This is a genomic window from Nocardia carnea (genome assembly GCF_029868855.1).
Classification (GTDB): domain Bacteria; phylum Actinomycetota; class Actinomycetes; order Mycobacteriales; family Mycobacteriaceae; genus Nocardia; species Nocardia carnea_A.
Genome location: NZ_JARWOV010000220.1, coordinates 32,243 through 48,947, shown reverse-complemented (window position 1 = coordinate 48,947; position 16,705 = coordinate 32,243). Strand labels below are relative to the sequence as shown.

Here is a 16,705-nt window from a genome sequence, read left to right as displayed (position 1 = left end):
TAGGCTCGTCATGGTGAGGGCGCGGTGAATATCGACGAGGCCGAACAGCGGTTCCGTGCCGAGGTCGCGGGGCTGAGTCCGGCTGCGGCTACAGCGCCTGACCGTGAACTCGCGCCGCGGCTCACCGGGGTGAACTGCCTCGAATTGTTCACCGCGCAGGTGCTCAGCAGGCAGGCCGATCTGGCGGCCCGGCGCCTCGGAGCGAGCGGCCAGGGGTTCTACAGCATCGGATCGTCGGGTCACGAGGGCAATGTGGCCTTGGCCGCCGCGAGCCGCGTCACCGACCCGGTCTTGCCGCACTATCGTTCCGGTGCACTGTTCGTCGAACGGGTGCGCCGGGCAGGCGGTGTGGACCCGGTGCGGGATCTGCTGCTCGGGGTGGTCGCCGCCGCCGCTGATCCGATCTCCGGGGGCCGGCACAAAGTGTTCGGCAGCGCGGCGGCCCATATCATTCCGCAGACCTCCACCGTTGCTTCTCAGCTACCGCGTGCGGTGGGGCTCGCGTTCGCGATCGACCGTGCCGCCCGGGTGGGCATCGATTGCCCTTGGCCACCGGATGCGGTGGTGCTGTGCGGGTTCGGCGACGCGTCCGCCAACCATTCCACCGCCACCGGTGCGATCAACACCGCAGTGCATACGGCCGATCTCGGTGTACCGATGCCGGTGCTGTTCGTCTGCGAGGACAACGGGATCGGGATCAGCGTTCCGACACCCCCGGAATGGATCGAACAGGCCTACGGTCACCGGCCGGGTCTGCGCTATTTCAGCGCCGACGGGTGCGATCTCCTCGACGCGGTCACCACCGCGTCCACCGCCGTGGCGTGGGTGCGGGCGCACCGGCAGCCGGCGTTTCTGCGGTTGCGCACGGTGCGATTGTTCGGCCATGCCGGGTCCGATGTGGAATCCGCCTATCGCGACAACGCCGCGATCGCCGCCGATCTGGCCCGCGACCCGGTCACCGCCACCGCTCGCCTGCTGGTCACCGCGGGAATACGCACTCCGCGGGAGATCCTCGACCACTACGACCGGCTGGCCGGTCAGGTGGCCGCCACGGCCGACGACGTGTGCGGGGAACCGAAGCTCGGCTCGGCGGCTCGGGTGATCGCGCCATTGGCTCCGGCCCGGCCGGACTCGGTGCGCGCCGACGTCCTGCGTTCCGGTCCGCCCGTCCCCGGACCCGACAGCGCGGGGGCACCGCCGGCGAACCCGGTGACGCTGGCGCAGGCACTCAACGAGACCCTCGCCGAATTACTCGCCCGCGATACCGATGTCCTCGTCTTCGGCGAGGACATCGGCCGCAAAGGCGGTGTCTACGGAGTCACCAAAGGACTTCGTAGGCGATTCGGCGCGCGCCGGGTATTCGACACCCTGCTCGACGAGCAGAGCATTCTCGGTACCGCGCTCGGCGCCGGTCTCGCGGGCTTCGTCCCGATTCCGGAAATCCAGTACCTGGCCTACGTGCACAATGCCCTGGACCAGTTACGAGGTGAGGCGGCCACCCTGTCGTTCTTCTCGGCGGGCCGCTACCGCAATCCGATGGTCGTACGGATCGCCGGCTATGCCTATCAGCGAGGTTTCGGCGGACATTTCCACAACGACAATTCCGTGGCCGCGCTACGCGATATCCCCGGGATCGTGGTGGCTTCCCCGTCGCGCCCCGACGACGCGGCGGCCGTCCTCCGCACCTGCGTCTCGGCGGCCCGCGTGGACGGCCGGGTCTGCGTCCTGCTCGAACCCATCGCGCTCTATCACACCCGGGACCTGTACGAACCCGGTGACGGGCAGTGGGCGACCGCACGCACCGATACCCATGTCCCGATCGGGCGGCCCCGCGTGTACGGCGCGGGCACCGATCTGACGATCGTCGCCTTCGCCAACTCCGTACCCATGAGCCTGCGGGTCGCCCGGCGCCTGGAACAGCGCGGGACCACCACCCGCGTCCTCGATCTCCGCTGGCTGTCCCCGTTACCACTCGACGATCTGATCTATCACGCCGAAGCCACGGGCCGGGTGCTGGTCGCCGACGAAACCCGGCGCAGCGGCGGGGTCGCCGAATCGGTGTGCGCGGCCCTGGTGGACGCCCGCTTCACCGGTTCTCTGGCCCGGGTGACCAGTGCGGACAGTTTCGTCCCCCTCGGACCGGCCGCGGCCTCGGTACTACTGAGCGAAGCCGATATCGAAGCGGCCGCCTACCGGCTGCTCACCGGGGCCGGGCCCGGACGGTGACGGGTCACCCGGCCATTCCGCCGGCGAACGGCAGCTCACGCCATTGTGCGAGCGCGGGAGTCAAGTACTCGTGCAGGACAGGCTGTTGCGGTACGAGGGTCAGGCAGGCGACGACCCGCAGCATGCCGACCGCGTTCACGAAACGTAGAACACCGTCGTCCAGCGGGCGGAGGCCGTTGCGCCGCGCACCGCGGTCGTAAGCGGCCTCCCACTCCGGGCCGAGACCCGCCAGGTCCCATTCGACGGGGCCGAACGTAACGAGTTCGAAGTCGGCGAACAGGTTCCCGTTCACTCCGGCGAAAACGTTGGCCGGTGGGGAGTCACCGTGTACAGGCTGCAGATCGATTCCGGGGAACGCGGCCTCGAAACCCTGCCGCGAGCCGACCAGTGGGGCGAGAACGCGCCACTCGCGGCGGGCCCGGTCCAGATCGGCGGCGTCGAGTAGCTCCGGGTATTCGCCGAGTACCGTGAGGCTTTCGGTGACGAAATCCGGTTCGGCCGCGGACAGGAACGGCAGTGTTCCCGGATACGCCCGGAGCGCGGCGTGCAGATCCGCGACAAGATCGCAGTTCGCCGCATAGTCGGGCGCCGCGCCCCGGTCTTCTTCCATGTACTGCCAGAACGTCATCGAGAAACCGTCGCGCCGGACAGGTTCCCGTGGCACGGCCGGACTCGGCGCGATCACCGGGACTCCCTGCCCCGCAAGCCACGTCGTCACATCCAGCTCCGCCTGCTGACGACTCCGCAGCGATACGCGCTGGGCCGGCGCCAGCACCGTGGGCACTCGCGCCACCAGGGGCGAAGGCGCGAGATGCACCACCACCGAGAACATATCGTCCAGCACAGCGGCATCCGTCCCCGCGACCCCCCGTGCGCGGGCAGCGCCGACCGCCGCGTCGACAGCGGCGGATGTCCGGCGGGCAAGCTCCTGCGGCGTCGCGAAATCGGTCATGCCCGAATCGTCGCACGCCCAGGGCCGGAGGCCCAGGCCGCGCCGTGCCTGCGGCTACCCATCGGCGATGGCCCGATGCCGGACCCGCCAGGTCGCTCGGGCGACCCGCTCGAAATTCCGCCCGAGCACCGCGCTGATTTCGCTGTCGGACCAGCCTCTGGTGCGGAGATGGCTACCCAGGGTGGCGGACGTTTCCGGGGGCATCCATCGGATCGGCCCCCAGCGCGTATACGACTCGTCGAACAGATCCGGGTTCGCCGTCACTTCGGCCAGGAAATCCGCGCCGTCGAACGAATGGTCGGTGCTCACGCCCACGTGGTCGATGCCCACCAGTTCGACGGCGTATTCGAGATGTCCGGCCATGGCCTCCGGCCGGGTGACCTGGCACCGCGGGTGGTGTGACGGACTGCACCGACCGGAACAGCATCCACAGCGAAACCGTTGGACCGTGCGCCGATGCCCGAGCAGCCCCGGGCCGCACCCTTTGTCGCTACGAGCGACCACTCGCCGAGAGGCGCTTGCCGGGCATCGGTTCTACCTCACAGCAGCCGCCGCTGGACGACATCGGCCATGATCGTCTCCACAACCCGGCCGACCGCCGCGGTATCGGGACGTGCCGGTGCGCCCGCGAACAGCAGATGTCCGGCGCCGATCAGCGACAACGCCAGCGAGTCGGTATCCGCGTCGGCTGCGATTCGACCCAGCGCGCATTCGTCGGCCAGGTAGGCGGCGATCATGGTGCCGGCCTCCGTCAGGACGGGCAGGCCGGGTAGGGGTCGGCCCTGGCGCAGCCGCGCGCGCAGCTCGTCGCGCGCGACGACCAGCGCGACGATCGCCACGGCGACCGGGTCGAACAGTTCGACCAGGGCCTCGGTGAGATTGCCCGTGACGGTCGCGGTGCCTGCGGAACCACGCAGGGTCGCGGCCTGGTCCGCGAGCCGGTCGAGCCGGTCCCCGACGAGTTCGGTGAGAAACCCGTCGAAGTCGGCGAAATACCGGTGCAGCACTCCTTTGGCCACTCCGGCTTCGGCGGTGACGGCGCGGCTGGTCAGCGCGCTCGCCCCGTCCCGCAGCAGGATACGTTCGGCCGCGTCGAACAACTGCTGACGCGCGTCTCGGATATGCACACCGGTCGGCACCGAGTCCGTCCCTCCACCTGTTTCCGGCCCACCCGATTGCCTAGTGGGCACACGCCCACTAATGTGGGCGCATGCCCACTCTACCGCGGCACCCGTCTTCAGCTCCGGAACCGCATCGGCACCGCGAGGTCGCCGAATCGTTCGGTATCGATCCACAACGCTACGACCGGGCCCGCCCCCGCTACCCCGACGCCCTCATCACCCGGATCATCGCCACGAGCCCCGGCCGTCATGTGCTCGATATCGGTTGCGGCACCGGTATCGAAGCCCGGCAATTCCAGGAGGCCGGGTGCACGGTGCTCGGCATCGACCCGGACAACCGGATGGCCGATTTCGCCCGCGGCACCGGCGTCGAGGTCGAAACCAGCACGTTCGAAGCCTGGGACCCGGACGGTCGCACCTTCGACGCGGTTGTCGCCGGCCAGGCGTGGCATTGGGTCGACCCGGTCGCCGGACCTGCAAAAGCTGCGCAGGTGCTGCGTCCGGGTGGCCGGATAGCCGTATTCGGACATGCTTTCGACGCCCCCGCCGAACTCACCCGGGCACTCGCGGCGGCCTACGCCGAGGTCGCGTCCGATTCGCCTTTCACCACTGCGGCCACCCAGGCGAAATCCGCGCTCGAAACCTATCGGGAGATGTTCGCCGCGGCGGCCGACGGTATCCGCCGGGCAGGCGGATTCGACGAACCGGAGCAGTGGCGTTTCGACTGGGAGCAGTCCTACACCCGGGACCAATGGCTCGACCATCTCCCCACCACCGGCCTGCTCACCCGGCTCGCACCGGATCAGCTGGCGGTCGTCCTCGACAGGGTCGGCACTGCCATCGACGAGATCGGCGGAGGTTTCACCATGCCGTACACCACCCTCGCGGCGACGGCCATACTGTCCGCCTGAGCGCGAGCCCACGCCCGCCGCTTCGCGGAGGCTTCGAGAGAGGGCTGCGTCAGCGGATCCCGTATCCGGCGAGCGCATCCAGCAGTGCGCACGGCCGCTGGTCGACGGGACCGGCTTCCACCAGGGCTACCGCACAGCCCAATTCGGCGGCAGCGCCGTCCGCCTCGTGGCTGTCACCGATCATCAGCATCTGGCCGGGCGCGATCCCGATACGGTGACAGGCGATTTCGAAGAGCCGCGGGTCGGGTTTCACCGCACCCTCGGCATACGACAGGACGAATTCGGTCACCTGCTCGGCCACCCCGGCCCGTTTGAACACCGGCCGGATATCCCAGGCGATATTGCTGACCACGGCGATCGGCATCCCGGCCGCCGCCACCGCGGTCAGGGCGGCGTCCGTATCCGGGAACGGCCGCCAGGCCTCGGCCGACAGCAGTTGTTCGTACAGATATTCCGGATTACCGACTCCGGAACCGCGTAGCACCGCCAGATACAGTTCGCGGTGCAGCGGCGGATCCAGATCCCGCCGTCCCCATGCGTCACGCAACCGCTCCGGGAGGCCGCCCGGCTGTCCGACCGGTGCCGTCATCCGCCGCACCACCTCGGCCTGGGCTTCGCCTACGAGGGCCGCTCCGTCGGGTCCGACGAGCCCGTCCAGTTCGGGCTCGAATCGGAAGAGAGTACCGGAGAAGTCGAACAGTACACCGCGGACAGTCATAGCGGCCAGGTTACGTACGACCGGGCAGCCCGCGGACAAGCGGTTTCCCACCGGCCGTGGTTCCGCGTCGCCCCGCGTCCGTCGGGACCGCGAACGAAACCTCAGGACGAGAGATCGCGCAGGCTGTCGAGCAGGAACGTGTTCACCGCATCGGTGGCTTCCAACTGGACCAGATGACCGGCGCCGGGTACTCGGCGGACCGCGCGCAGGTCCGGTAGGGACGCGCGCATGGTCGCGAGCGGGTCGCGGCCGCTGAAACCTTCCATATCCGGGTCGTTCTCCCCGTATACGAAAAACACGGGCGCGGTGGGAGCTGCCTGTGCGTATTCGGCCGTCAGCTCCCAGTTACGATCGATAGCGCGGTACCAATTCAGTCCGCCGGTGAAACCCGTGCGTTCGAACTCCGTGGCAAGGATGTCGAATTCCGCTTCGGAAAGCCACGGCCACGGTAATTCCGGGGCCTGCGGAAGCGCGTCGATATAGCGCATTCCCGGCGGGTTCTGCCAGACGTCGAGGTAGTGGTAATCGCCGCTGAGCGCGTAGTACACCCGGGACAGGAATTCGCGCGACTGTTCGGCGAGATGGGCATCTGCGACGCCGGGTTCCTGGAAGTACTGCAGGTGCAGGAAGTGCCGTTCGGCCATTTTCGCCCAGTAATACCCGGGCGGTTTCGGCGAGCGCGGCGCGAACGGGTTGTTCAGCACGATCAGGCCGCGCACCCGTTCCGGTGCCCGCATCCCGAGTTCCCACAGCACGGCGGCACCGAAGTCCACACCCGCGAACACCGCCCGCTCGGCACCGATATCGTCGAGCAGCGCGAGCAGATCGCCGATCACTGCCTGGTTGGTGTATTCGTCGACGGCTGCGGGGGCGTCGGTGTGCCCGGCGCCACGCAGGTCGGGAGCGATCGCCCGGTAACCGGCCACCGACAGGGCAGCGAGCTGCCGGTGCCAGACGTACCCGGTGTGCGGGAACCCGTGGCAGAAGATCACCGGATCGCCCTGCCCCTGTTCGGCGATGTGCATCCGCACACCCCCGGTATCGATGAACCGGTGTATCGGCGCCACGGAACCTCCCGAATACTAGAACGCGTTACAGTTTCACGGTAACGTCCCGGGACTGTGAGCGGAACACCACACCCCCTGAAGAACCGGATCGCCGTGGTCACCGGAGCGAGTCGCGGGATCGGCAAAGGTATCGCGCTGGAGCTGGGCGCGGCCGGTGCGACCGTGTATGTCACCGGGCGATCCCAGCAGCCAGGCAAACTCCCGGGCACGGTGCACGAAACGGCAGCGCAGATCGACGAGCTGGGCGGTACCGGCATCCCCGTCGTCTGTGATCACGGCGACGACGAGGCGACCGCCGCGCTCTTCGAGCGGATCGGCACCGAACACGACCGGCTCGACGTCCTGGTCAACAATGTCTACAACTCCCCCGCCGCAGCCCGATGGCTGGGCCGCAAGTTCTGGGATGTCCCCCCGAAAGCCTGGGACGAGACCTTCCGGATCGGGGTGCGTTCCCACTATGTCGCTGCCGTGTACGCGGCTCCGCTGCTGCTGAAAACGGGCGGTCTCATCGTCAACGTGTCCTCACCGGGCGCACAGCGCCCCATGCACAACGCCGTCTACGGGGTCGCCAAAACGGCACTGGACCGCATGACCGCCGATTTCGCCCGGGATCTCGCCGGCACCGAGGTCACCGCCGTCTCGATCTGGCCGGGCCTGGTGGCCACCGAACTACTGCAACTCGTGCCCGCCGACGACAAAGGTAAACGGGTGGTCACCCTGCCCGGTGAGGGCAGCTTCGACCTGGACGAGGCCGAAACGCCCCGATTCGCGGGCCGCGCGGTGGTGGCGCTGGCCGCCGACCCCGACCGCGGGAAACGGGCGGGTAAGGCCTGGAAAGTCGCCGATCTGGCCGAGGACTACGGTTTCACCGATATCGACGGGCGGATACCCCGGACCGACTGACGGTCAGGCGAACTTGATCTCGAGCCCGATCCCGAGGATCGCGATGAACCACACCAGGCCGGTGAAGATCGTGATGCGGTTCAAGTTCTTCTCGGCCACGGTCGAACCGGACAGCGCCGACTGCGTTCCACCGCCGAACAGGCTGGACAGACCTCCGCCCTTGGCGCGGTGCAGCAGCACCATCAGCACCAGCAGCAGGCTGGTGACGATCAGGAGGATATCCAGGAACATCCGCATGCCGCACAGTGTATCTATGCGCGCGGTTCCACCGACACCAGGTGGGTGAGCGTCTCGTCGTGGGCGAATTCCGCCACCGCGCGTTCGCGCATCAGATCCTGGGCGGTCAGCCGCACCCGGTGCTGCTGCATATGCTCCGACCAGGAGCGCACCACGAAGGCCTCGACGTAGCGGTCCTCGGCGCCGACATCGCGGTACAGCCGCCATTCCATGGCACCGGTGCGCTGCCGGGACCGGCCCACGTAACCCATCGCGTCGAGGAACTCGGGTACCCGGTCCGCCGGGACGTCGTAGTCCTTGAGCACCAGCACCGGCCCGTCGTCCGGTTCCGGTTCCACCACCAGCTGGGGCTCGGGCCAGTACGCCTGCGGGGTCAGATCGAAACCGGCCGCGAACTGGCGCATGGGCAGCCAGACTGTGCTCAGCGCGGCCGCCCCGAGCAGCGCACCGGCGATCAGGAGGGCGGTGACCGCGCCGTAGGCGCCGGCGACCAGACCCCACACCACCGAGCCGATCGCCTGGCCGGCCATGAAGACCAGCATGTACACCGAGAGCCCACGCGCCCGCACCCATCCGGGGAGCAGCAGCTGCATGGTGGCGTTCATGGTCGACAGGGTGAGCAGCCAGGCCGCGCCGGCGAATACCAGCAGGATCAGCACGAGCGCCTCGACCCGCAGCAGGGCGGTCCCGCAACAGGCTACACCGAACATCAGCGCCGCCGCGGCGACCTGCTGTGTGGGCGTGAGCAGCGCCCGCACTCTCGCCAGGCTCACCGCACCGAGTACCGCCCCCACCCCGAGTGCGCCGAGCATGACCCCGTAACCGGAGGAGCCCAGGCCCAGTCGATCGCGCGCGATCACTGGTAGCAGCGCCCACAACGCGCTACCGGGGGCGACGAACAGCGCGGTGCGCAGCAGCACCCGCCGGATGGCCGGCGCCGATTTGATGAACCGGGTTCCGGCCTGCAGCGCCGCGAGCGGGCGTTCGCTCGGGAATTCGCGTTCCACCTTCGGCCGCCGCCAGAGCAGCAGCGCGCCGACGATGGCGCAGAAGGAAAAGGCGTTGAGGGTGAACACCAGTGCCGGGCCGGACAGCGCGACCAGCACACCCGCGACCGCCGGACCCACTGCCCGGCCGATATTCATATTCATACTGCCCAGCGCCGCGGCCGACGGAATCTGGTCACGCGGGACGAGTTCGGGCTGAATCGCCTGCCAGGAGGGAGCGACCACCGCCTGACCACAGCCGAGCAGGAACAACAGGATGAGCAATACCGCGGGGGTGGTGTGACCGGTCGCGGTCGCGATCGCCAGGACCGCCGCCAGCACCGCCATCGTGCACTGGGCGCCGAGCAGCAGTCGCCGGCGGTCCAGCAGATCCGCGAGCACCCCGGAGGGAATCGACAGGATCATCACCGGCAGTGTCGTCGCCGTCTGCACGAACGAAACCAGAGCCGCCGCATTGGGTTCGTCGACCAGCACCCACTGGGCGCCCACCATCTGCATCCAGGTGCCGAGATTGGACACCAACTGGGCGATCCACAGTGCCCGATAGACCGGGGATCGCAGCGGCGCCCAGGTGGAAACGGGTTTCGGCGCGGCTGTGGTCACTCGGGACAGCATAGCCGCGCGCTCTGACCGGCCTTCCGGACGCTCACGCGGTGAGGCGATCCTCCTCGCGGATGAACCGGGTGGCGATCACGCTCACCACCGCGGTGCCCACCAAGTACCCGCAGGCGAGCCACGGCGTAGAACCGGCTGCGGCGATCAACGCCGTGACGATCATCGGGGTCAGTCCCGATGCGTAGATACCGGAGAACTGATAGACGAACGACAGACCCGTGTACCGCACCTCGGGTGGATACAGTCCGGCGTACAAGGTGCCCTGCGCTCCGTAGAAGAGCGCGTGCGCCACACCGAACACCGCGACGATGGCAACGGTGAACACCACGATATTGCCGGTTTCGAAGAGCAGGAACACCGGATACACCAGCACCCCGTAGGCCGCGATCCCGGCGATGTACACTCTGCGCGGCCCGAAACGGTCGGCGAGCAACCCGGATACGGGGATCAGCGCGGCCATCACCAACGCCGCGACGGTGACTGCCAGCAGCACCGGCACCTGCTCGAAACCCAGATGTCCGGTCGCGAAGCTGATCGCGAAAACACCCCAGGTGTTGAAGGCCGCGCCCTCACCCCAGCGGGACAGCAACCCGAGGACGGTGTTGCGCCGGGAACGGGCGCTGCGGAACAGTTCGACCACCGGCACTTTCGAGATCCGGTTCAGCCGATCCACCTCGCGGAAGGCCGGCGTCTCATCGATTTTCAGCCGTACCACCAGGCCGATCAGCACCAGCACCAGGCTGGCGCCGAACGCGATCCGCCACCCGTAACCCAGAAACGCCTCTTCGCTCAGCAGCGTGCGCAGCAGCGCGAACACCCCGGTGCCCAGGGCCAGGCCGAGTGCCAGGCCGACCTGCGGATAACTGCCGAACAATCCCACTTTCCGGCGCGGACTGTGCTCGACGGCCAGCAGTACCGCACCGGCCCACTCCCCGCCGAGCGCGAAACCCTGCAGCATCCGTAACGCCAGCAACAGAATCGGCGCAGCGACGCCGATCGCGGCGGCAGTGGGTAGCACGCCCATCAGAGCGGTGGATCCGCCCATGATGGCCATTGTCAGGGCGAGCGTGCGTTTCCGGCCGATCCGATCGCCGATATGCCCGAAGACGAGACCACCCACCGGACGCATCAGGAAACCGACCGCGAAGGTCGCGAACGACAGCATGGTCCCGACGAAGGCACTGGTGCTCGGGAAGAACAGTTTGTCGAAGACAATGCCCGCCGCGGTGGAGTAGAGGAAGAAGTCGTACCACTCGACGGTTGTCCCGATCAGGCTCGCCGCGACCGCTTTCCGAGTATCACCGGCGGTGAGCCGGTCCGCGCCGGTCTCGGCAGGGACCGCGGCGTCGTCCGTGCGGGCGGGCACCTCCGCGTTTTCCAGCAACGACATGGTGTCCCCTTCGGTACGGCATCGACTCGACCGGTGAGGCTAGAGCGGGACGGCACGTACCGGCAGGGTTGGAATCAGCGCGATTCGAGTCGCGTACGCGCCTGGATGTCGCCACCCGGTGGCCTGCGCGCGCCGGTAGCATCGGCGGCATGCCCGGACGAGTGCTCCGATTCGGGGCGGCCCTCACGCTGATCCTGCTGGCCGCCACGGCCTGCACGAACGATGAAGAGCCGGAGCCCGCGGCGCACGATTCGACACCGATGGGTCACACCTATATCTCCACCGAGGTCACCGGTACAGGGATCCCCGGCGGTGGACCGCTCACCCTGGTGTTCGCCGACGGCCGGATCACCGCCGACGCCGGCTGCAACAAACACAGCGGCGCGGTGGACCTCCGCGATCATGTTCTGCACGTTTCCGAACTGGCGAGCACCCTCGCCGCCTGCCCCGGTGCACGTGCCGACGCCGATGCCTGGGTGGGCGAACTGCTGCGCGGTGAGCCGACCTGGGAGCTCGACCGCGATCGGCTGACGCTGATCGGCAAGAAATCGACAGTGGTCCTCGCGAACAAGAAGGTGGTGCAACCGGACCGGCCGATCCGCGGTACCGAATGGACAGTCACTACGCTGCTCACCCCACAGGCCCAGGTCTCGTCCCGCACGATCGACGAGGTCCGGCCCAGCCTCACCATCGCCGAGGACGGTGGCCTCACCGGGTTCGCCGGCTGCAACCGGATGACGGGTCGCGCGGAGATCACCGAAACCCCCGCCGGAGCCGATATCGCGTTCACCGCGGCCACCACGCGGATGATGTGCACACCCGAGGTCATGGAGGTGGAGCGAGCGGTGCTCGCCGCCCTGGACGGGACGGCTCAGGCCACGGTCGATGCCGACACTCTCACACTGCGCAACCCCAACGGTCACGGCTTGACGCTGCGCGCCCAGTAGTTCGATCGGGCGCTCCGGAGCGGAGAATACAGTTCGGGGCGCGGCACACCTGGCGGCCACGATCCGGACTCGGTCCGCGGGCTACGGGCTGAACACCACGCTTTCGAATGCACCGGTCTCCGCATCCATGGGCACGCCCTCGCAGTTGGGTCCGGGGAACGCCGCCACGTGCATATCGGTGTCGTTGGCGAGGATTCCGGCGGCACCCGGGGTGTTGTAGCACCGGTCGGGATCGAGATCGTTCAGCACGGCCGGGCCGCCGATCTGTGAGCGGTAGACGAATTCCCCCGGCGCCGCCTGAACGCCGCCCGCGGCGGTGAGTGTCAGCGCGGCACCGGCGGCGAAAGCGCTCACGCGTCCGACGATATATCGCATGCTGTTCCTCTCACTCGGATCCTTCCGGATCACTCGGAAATTGCAGGCTTCGCACGCACAGCACCGCAGTATTCCGGATTTGCCGCGCAATTTCCGGTAGGCGGCGGTCCGGCCGGTCCACGGGCCCGTCGCGCCGGCCGTCTGCGGTAGCGCGATGGTCGTCTGCGGTGGCGCGATGGTCGTGATCCGAGCGCCGGACAGGGCCTCGAAATACGAGGCCCGCCGTACGGGTACGGCGGGCCTCATGGTTATCGATCGGTCAGGGCAGCGGGCCGCCCGCCGCAATGGCGGACAGGGTGGCGAACTCGTCGCCCTTCAGCGATGCTCCACCGACCAGGGCGCCGTCGATATCGGTCTGCTTGATCAGCTCACCGACATTCTTCGCATTCACCGAACCGCCGTAGAGCACTCGCACGATCTCGGCGACCTCCGGTCCGGCCAGCTGCGCGAGCTCGCCGCGGATGGCGCCACACACCTCCTGCGCGTCGGCCGGAGTGGCGACCTTTCCGGTGCCGATCGCCCACACGGGTTCGTAGGCGATGACGACCTTCGCGATCTCCTCGGGCTTCAGTCCCTTCAGCGAACCTCGCAACTGCTCGAGGTTGTACTGGACGTGGGTGCCCGCCTCGCGGACGTTCAGGCCCTCACCGATACAGACGATCGGGGTGACCCCGTGCTTCAGCGCCTGCTTCGCCTTGGCGAGCACCGTGGCATCGTCCTCGTTGTGGTACTGGCGACGCTCGGAATGCCCGACCACCGCGTAACCACAACCCAGCTTGGCCAGCATGGCCGCGCTGATCTCACCGGTGTAGGCGCCGGATTCGTGTACCGAGACATCCTGCGCACCGTAGGTGATCCGCAGTTTGTCGCCTTCGATCAGCGTCTGCACGCTGCGGATATCGACGAACGGCGGAATCACCGTGACATCGACCTTGTCGAAGTACTTGTCCGGTAGCGCGAACGCGATCTTCTGCACCAGAGCGATGGCCTCGAGGTGATTGAGGTTCATCTTCCAGTTGCCCGCGATCAGCGGTTTCCGAGCCATTACGCGTCCTCCGCATCATCGAGCACGCTGATGCCGGGCAGCGTCTTACCTTCCAGGTACTCCAGCGAGGCGCCACCACCGGTGGAGATATGCGAGAAGTCGCCTTCCGGGATACCGAGCGCCCGCACGGCCGCCGCGGAATCGCCACCACCGACAACGGTGAAGGCGCCCTTACCGGTGGCCGTGGCGATGGCCTCGGCCACGCCGCGGGTGCCGGCCGCGAACTTGTCGAACTCGAACACGCCCATCGGGCCGTTCCAGAACACCGTGCGCGCCTCGGTGAGCAGTGCGGCGAAACGCTGCACCGATTCCGGCCCGATATCCAGGCCCATCCAGCCGTCCGGGATCTCGTGGCACGGTACGGTCTTCGATTCCGCGTCCGCGGCGAAGGAATCGGCGACGACGATATCGCGCGGCAGATGGATGACATCGGCGTAGCGGTCCAGCAGCTGCTTACAGGTATCGATCATCTCCTCCTGCAGCAGCGAGGAACCGACGGACAAACCCTCCGCGGCCAAGAACGTGAAGCACATCCCGCCACCGATGACCAGGGTGTCTACCTTGGGGGCCAGCGCCTCGATCACGGCCAGTTTGTCCGACACCTTGGACCCGCCGAGCACCACCGCGTACGGGCGGTCGGTGGATTCGGTGAGCTTGGCCAGTACCTCGGCCTCGGCCGCGACGAGCGTGCCCGCGTAGTGCGGAAGCAGCTTCGCCACGTCGTATACCGATGCCTGTTTGCGGTGCACCACACCGAAACCGTCGGAGACGAACGCACCGTCCTCGCCGACCAGTTCCACCAGCGCGGCCGCCAGCTTCGCCCGGTCGGCGTCGTCCTTGCCGGTCTCCCGCGGATCGAAGCGGATGTTCTCCAGCAGCAGTACATCGCCGTCGGTGAGGCCCTCGGACCGCGCGAGCGCGTCCTGACCCACCACATCACCGGCCAGCTGCACATTGCGACCCAGTTCGGCCGCCAGGCGGGTCGCCACCGGAGCCAGGGACAGCGCCGGATCCGGGGCACCCTTCGGGCGGCCGAGATGCGCGGTGACGACCACCTTCGCACCGGCTTCCACCAGTGCGCGGATGGTCGGCACCGAGGCGATGATCCGGCCGGGATCGGTGATCTCGCCGTTGTCGAGGGGCACGTTGAGGTCGGACCGCACCAGTACGCCGCGGCCTTCGACGCCCTCGGCGAGGAGATCGTCCAGAGTTTTGATGCTCACGCCGATCCTAGAGGGACTTGCCGACGAGGCCGATGAGGTCGGCGAGGCGGTTGGAGTAGCCCCACTCGTTGTCGTACCAGGAGTACACCTTCACCTGGTCGTCGATGACCTTGGTCAGCGGCGCGTCGTAGATCGAGGAATGCGGATCGGTGACGATATCGCTGGAGACGATCGGGTCGACGCTGTACTTCAGGATGCCCTTCAGCGGACCCTCCGCGGCGGCCTTGAATGCGGCGTTGATCTCGTCGACCGTCGCCTTCTTCTCCAGGTCGGCGGTCAGGTCGGTGATCGAGCCGGTGGGGATCGGAACCCGCAGCGAGTAGCCGTCGAGCTTGCCGTTGAGTTCGGGCAGCACCAGGCCGATGGCCTTGGCCGCGCCGGTGCTGGTCGGCACGATGTTCACCGCGGCGGCGCGGGCACGACGCAGATCCTTGTGCGGGCCGTCCTGCAGGTTCTGATCCTGCGTGTAGGCGTGGATGGTGGTCATCAGACCCTTGACGATGCCGAACTCGTCGTTCAGCACCTTCGCCAGCGGGCCCAGGCAGTTGGTGGTGCAGGACGCGTTGGAGATGATGTTCTGGCTGCCGTCGTACTTGTCGTCGTTGACACCCATCACGATGGTGATGTCCTCGCCCTTGGCGGGCGCGGAGATGATGACCTTCTTGGCACCGGCGGCCAGGTGCCCCTTGGCCTTGGTGGCGTCGGTGAAGATTCCGGTGGACTCGACGACGACATCCACGCCCAGATCACCCCACGGCAGCGCCGCCGGGCCCTCCTTGATGGCCAGCGCCTTGATGCGCTGGTCGCCGACCACGATGGTGTCCTCGCCATCCAGCGAGACATCCTTCGGCAGCCGGCCGAGGATCGAATCGTATTTGAGCAGGGTGGCCAGAGTCGCGTTGTCGGTGAGGTCGTTGACCGCCACGATCTCGATATCGGTGGTGCCGAGCGCTTTCTGCGCCTCCACCGCCCGGAAGAAGTTACGTCCGATACGGCCGAAGCCGTTGATACCTACCCGGACAGTCACGTTTCTCGCTCCTCAGCTGTCAAGCGGATGATTCCGACGCCACCCACACTAATGCCTTCGGGTCATCTCTCCGACACACCCCTGGTGTTCGTGAGCACCGGCTATCCCGGCGTGCGGCGACGGCCGGCTCCCGTAAAACCCTGGCAACTCCGGGTGCCGCATCGCAGGATGGTGGGGATGTCCAGTACACCTCTCCCCGATTCCGGCCCGGACGTCCGTCCGGCCACTCCCGCCGATGTCCCGCACGCCACCAGAAGCCTCACCCGGGCCTTCGCCGACTACCCCTGGACCCGGCACACCATCTCAGCAGACGGGCACGAACGCCGGCTGGCCGAGTTCCAGGAACTCTTCCTCACCCGCATCGGGTTACCCCACGGGAAGGTGTGGGTCGCCGACGACGGTGACGCGGTCGCCGTCTGGACCACGCCCGCCACCGATGCCGGCGCGGTATTCACCGAACTCGCGCCCCGTTTCACCGAATTGGCCGGTGACCGCGCCGAGGCGCACGCAGCTGCGGAAGCGGCATTGCAGCCACACCGTCCGGACGAGCCCGTCTGGTTCCTCGGCACCGTGGGCGTCGATCCCGCCCGCCGGGGCAGCGGACTCGGCCGCGCGGTGATCGAGCCCGGCCTGGCCGCCGCCGAACGCGAAGGTGTCGGGGCGTTCCTGGAGACGTCGACAGCGGAGAACGTGCGCTTCTACGAACACCTCGGCTTCCACGTGACCGCGGAAGTGGATATCCCCGACGGCGGCCCCCTGACCTGGTGCATGCTCCGGCAGCCGTAGCGGACCCTTGCGCCGCAAGGTGGCCGGGCGCGGTGCCGGAATGCGCGGACAACATCGGTCGGCGTTGCAGCTCATCGATCCGAGGCACCGACCGCGGCGAGGTACCGGCACGTCCGCGCGCTGTACCGTCGCTGCTCCAGCGCCGCCTCGGGGAG

General features: G+C 67.9%; 17 protein-coding genes. 5 read left to right on the top strand and 12 right to left on the bottom strand.

Features of this window, described 5'->3' with window-relative positions:
• Positions 1 to 24: 24 nt before the first annotated feature.
• Positions 25 to 2,226: a thiamine pyrophosphate-dependent enzyme gene (locus QH195_RS21575; protein WP_280436757.1), complete on the top strand. Its 2,202-nt coding sequence runs from the start codon at positions 25 to 27 to the stop codon at positions 2,224 to 2,226.
• A 4-nt stretch (positions 2,227 to 2,230) separates the two neighbouring features.
• On the opposite strand, the gene QH195_RS21570 is transcribed toward QH195_RS21575, so the two are convergent.
• The 3 genes from QH195_RS21570 to QH195_RS21560 are packed head-to-tail and all read right to left on the bottom strand — an operon-like array spanning position 2,231 to position 4,317.
• Entirely contained in the window at positions 2,231 to 3,178 is a 948-nt protein-coding gene (locus QH195_RS21570; RefSeq protein WP_280436756.1) for a phosphotransferase, read from the bottom strand.
• A 54-nt stretch (positions 3,179 to 3,232) separates the two neighbouring features.
• The gene (locus QH195_RS21565) at positions 3,233 to 3,682 is read right to left on the bottom strand and encodes a membrane dipeptidase (RefSeq protein ID WP_348536814.1); all 450 of its coding nucleotides are present in this window, start codon (positions 3,680 to 3,682) and stop codon (positions 3,233 to 3,235) included.
• Positions 3,683 to 3,717: 35 nt separating this feature from the next.
• Complete coding sequence (locus tag QH195_RS21560) at positions 3,718 to 4,317, bottom strand: TetR/AcrR family transcriptional regulator (RefSeq protein ID WP_280424798.1); 600 nt, start codon at positions 4,315 to 4,317, stop codon at positions 3,718 to 3,720.
• 71 nt (positions 4,318 to 4,388) lie between these two features.
• On the opposite strand from QH195_RS21560, the gene QH195_RS21555 reads away from it, so the two are divergent.
• Positions 4,389 to 5,210 carry a class I SAM-dependent methyltransferase gene (locus tag QH195_RS21555; protein WP_280424799.1) on the top strand — a complete coding sequence of 274 codons (822 nt, stop codon included), beginning with the start codon at positions 4,389 to 4,391 and terminating at the stop codon, positions 5,208 to 5,210.
• Between the two features lie 49 nt (positions 5,211 to 5,259).
• Here QH195_RS21555 and QH195_RS21550 read toward each other — a convergent pair whose 3' ends face one another.
• Complete coding sequence (locus QH195_RS21550; protein ID WP_280436755.1) at positions 5,260 to 5,928, bottom strand: HAD family hydrolase; 669 nt, start codon at positions 5,926 to 5,928, stop codon at positions 5,260 to 5,262.
• A 101-nt stretch (positions 5,929 to 6,029) separates the two neighbouring features.
• Positions 6,030 to 6,995, bottom strand: coding sequence for an alpha/beta fold hydrolase (locus QH195_RS21545; RefSeq protein WP_280436754.1), 966 nt, complete (start codon positions 6,993 to 6,995; stop codon positions 6,030 to 6,032).
• A gap of 54 nt (positions 6,996 to 7,049) precedes the next feature.
• Between QH195_RS21545 and QH195_RS21540 the strand changes: the two genes are divergently transcribed.
• Positions 7,050 to 7,898 carry an SDR family NAD(P)-dependent oxidoreductase gene (locus QH195_RS21540; protein ID WP_280436753.1) on the top strand — a complete coding sequence of 283 codons (849 nt, stop codon included), beginning with the start codon at positions 7,050 to 7,052 and terminating at the stop codon, positions 7,896 to 7,898.
• Positions 7,899 to 7,901: 3 nt separating this feature from the next.
• Here QH195_RS21540 and secG read toward each other — a convergent pair whose 3' ends face one another.
• The 3 genes from secG to QH195_RS21525 are packed head-to-tail and all read right to left on the bottom strand — an operon-like array spanning position 7,902 to position 11,147.
• Complete coding sequence (secG, locus tag QH195_RS21535) at positions 7,902 to 8,135, bottom strand: preprotein translocase subunit SecG (RefSeq protein WP_062973979.1); 234 nt, start codon at positions 8,133 to 8,135, stop codon at positions 7,902 to 7,904.
• Between the two features lie 14 nt (positions 8,136 to 8,149).
• Entirely contained in the window at positions 8,150 to 9,757 is a 1,608-nt protein-coding gene (locus QH195_RS21530; RefSeq protein WP_280436752.1) for an MFS transporter, read from the bottom strand.
• Between the two features lie 31 nt (positions 9,758 to 9,788).
• Positions 9,789 to 11,147: an MFS transporter gene (locus QH195_RS21525; RefSeq protein WP_280436751.1), complete on the bottom strand. Its 1,359-nt coding sequence runs from the start codon at positions 11,145 to 11,147 to the stop codon at positions 9,789 to 9,791.
• Positions 11,148 to 11,296: 149 nt separating this feature from the next.
• Here QH195_RS21525 and QH195_RS21520 point away from each other — a divergent pair, with 149 nt between their 5' ends.
• Positions 11,297 to 12,094 carry an META domain-containing protein gene (locus QH195_RS21520; RefSeq protein ID WP_280436750.1) on the top strand — a complete coding sequence of 266 codons (798 nt, stop codon included), beginning with the start codon at positions 11,297 to 11,299 and terminating at the stop codon, positions 12,092 to 12,094.
• 81 nt (positions 12,095 to 12,175) lie between these two features.
• On the opposite strand, the gene QH195_RS21515 is transcribed toward QH195_RS21520, so the two are convergent.
• From QH195_RS21515 to gap, 4 genes are read right to left on the bottom strand one after another with little or no spacing between them, the layout of a single operon-like run.
• The gene (locus QH195_RS21515; protein ID WP_280436749.1) at positions 12,176 to 12,715 is read right to left on the bottom strand and encodes a hypothetical protein; all 540 of its coding nucleotides are present in this window, start codon (positions 12,713 to 12,715) and stop codon (positions 12,176 to 12,178) included.
• 13 nt (positions 12,716 to 12,728) lie between these two features.
• Entirely contained in the window at positions 12,729 to 13,514 is a 786-nt protein-coding gene (gene tpiA / locus QH195_RS21510) for a triose-phosphate isomerase (protein ID WP_280424807.1), read from the bottom strand.
• Positions 13,514 to 14,737, bottom strand: coding sequence for a phosphoglycerate kinase (locus QH195_RS21505; RefSeq protein WP_280424808.1), 1,224 nt, complete (start codon positions 14,735 to 14,737; stop codon positions 13,514 to 13,516). The genes tpiA and QH195_RS21505 overlap by 1 nt, the downstream gene beginning before the upstream one ends.
• Before the next feature lie 7 nt (positions 14,738 to 14,744).
• A complete protein-coding gene (gap, locus tag QH195_RS21500) occupies positions 14,745 to 15,764 on the bottom strand; it encodes a type I glyceraldehyde-3-phosphate dehydrogenase (protein WP_195054428.1) in 1,020 nt (339 codons plus the stop codon).
• A gap of 177 nt (positions 15,765 to 15,941) precedes the next feature.
• On the opposite strand from gap, the gene QH195_RS21495 reads away from it, so the two are divergent.
• Positions 15,942 to 16,550, top strand: coding sequence for a GNAT family N-acetyltransferase (locus QH195_RS21495; RefSeq protein ID WP_280436748.1), 609 nt, complete (start codon positions 15,942 to 15,944; stop codon positions 16,548 to 16,550).
• Positions 16,551 to 16,705 lie beyond the last annotated feature (155 nt).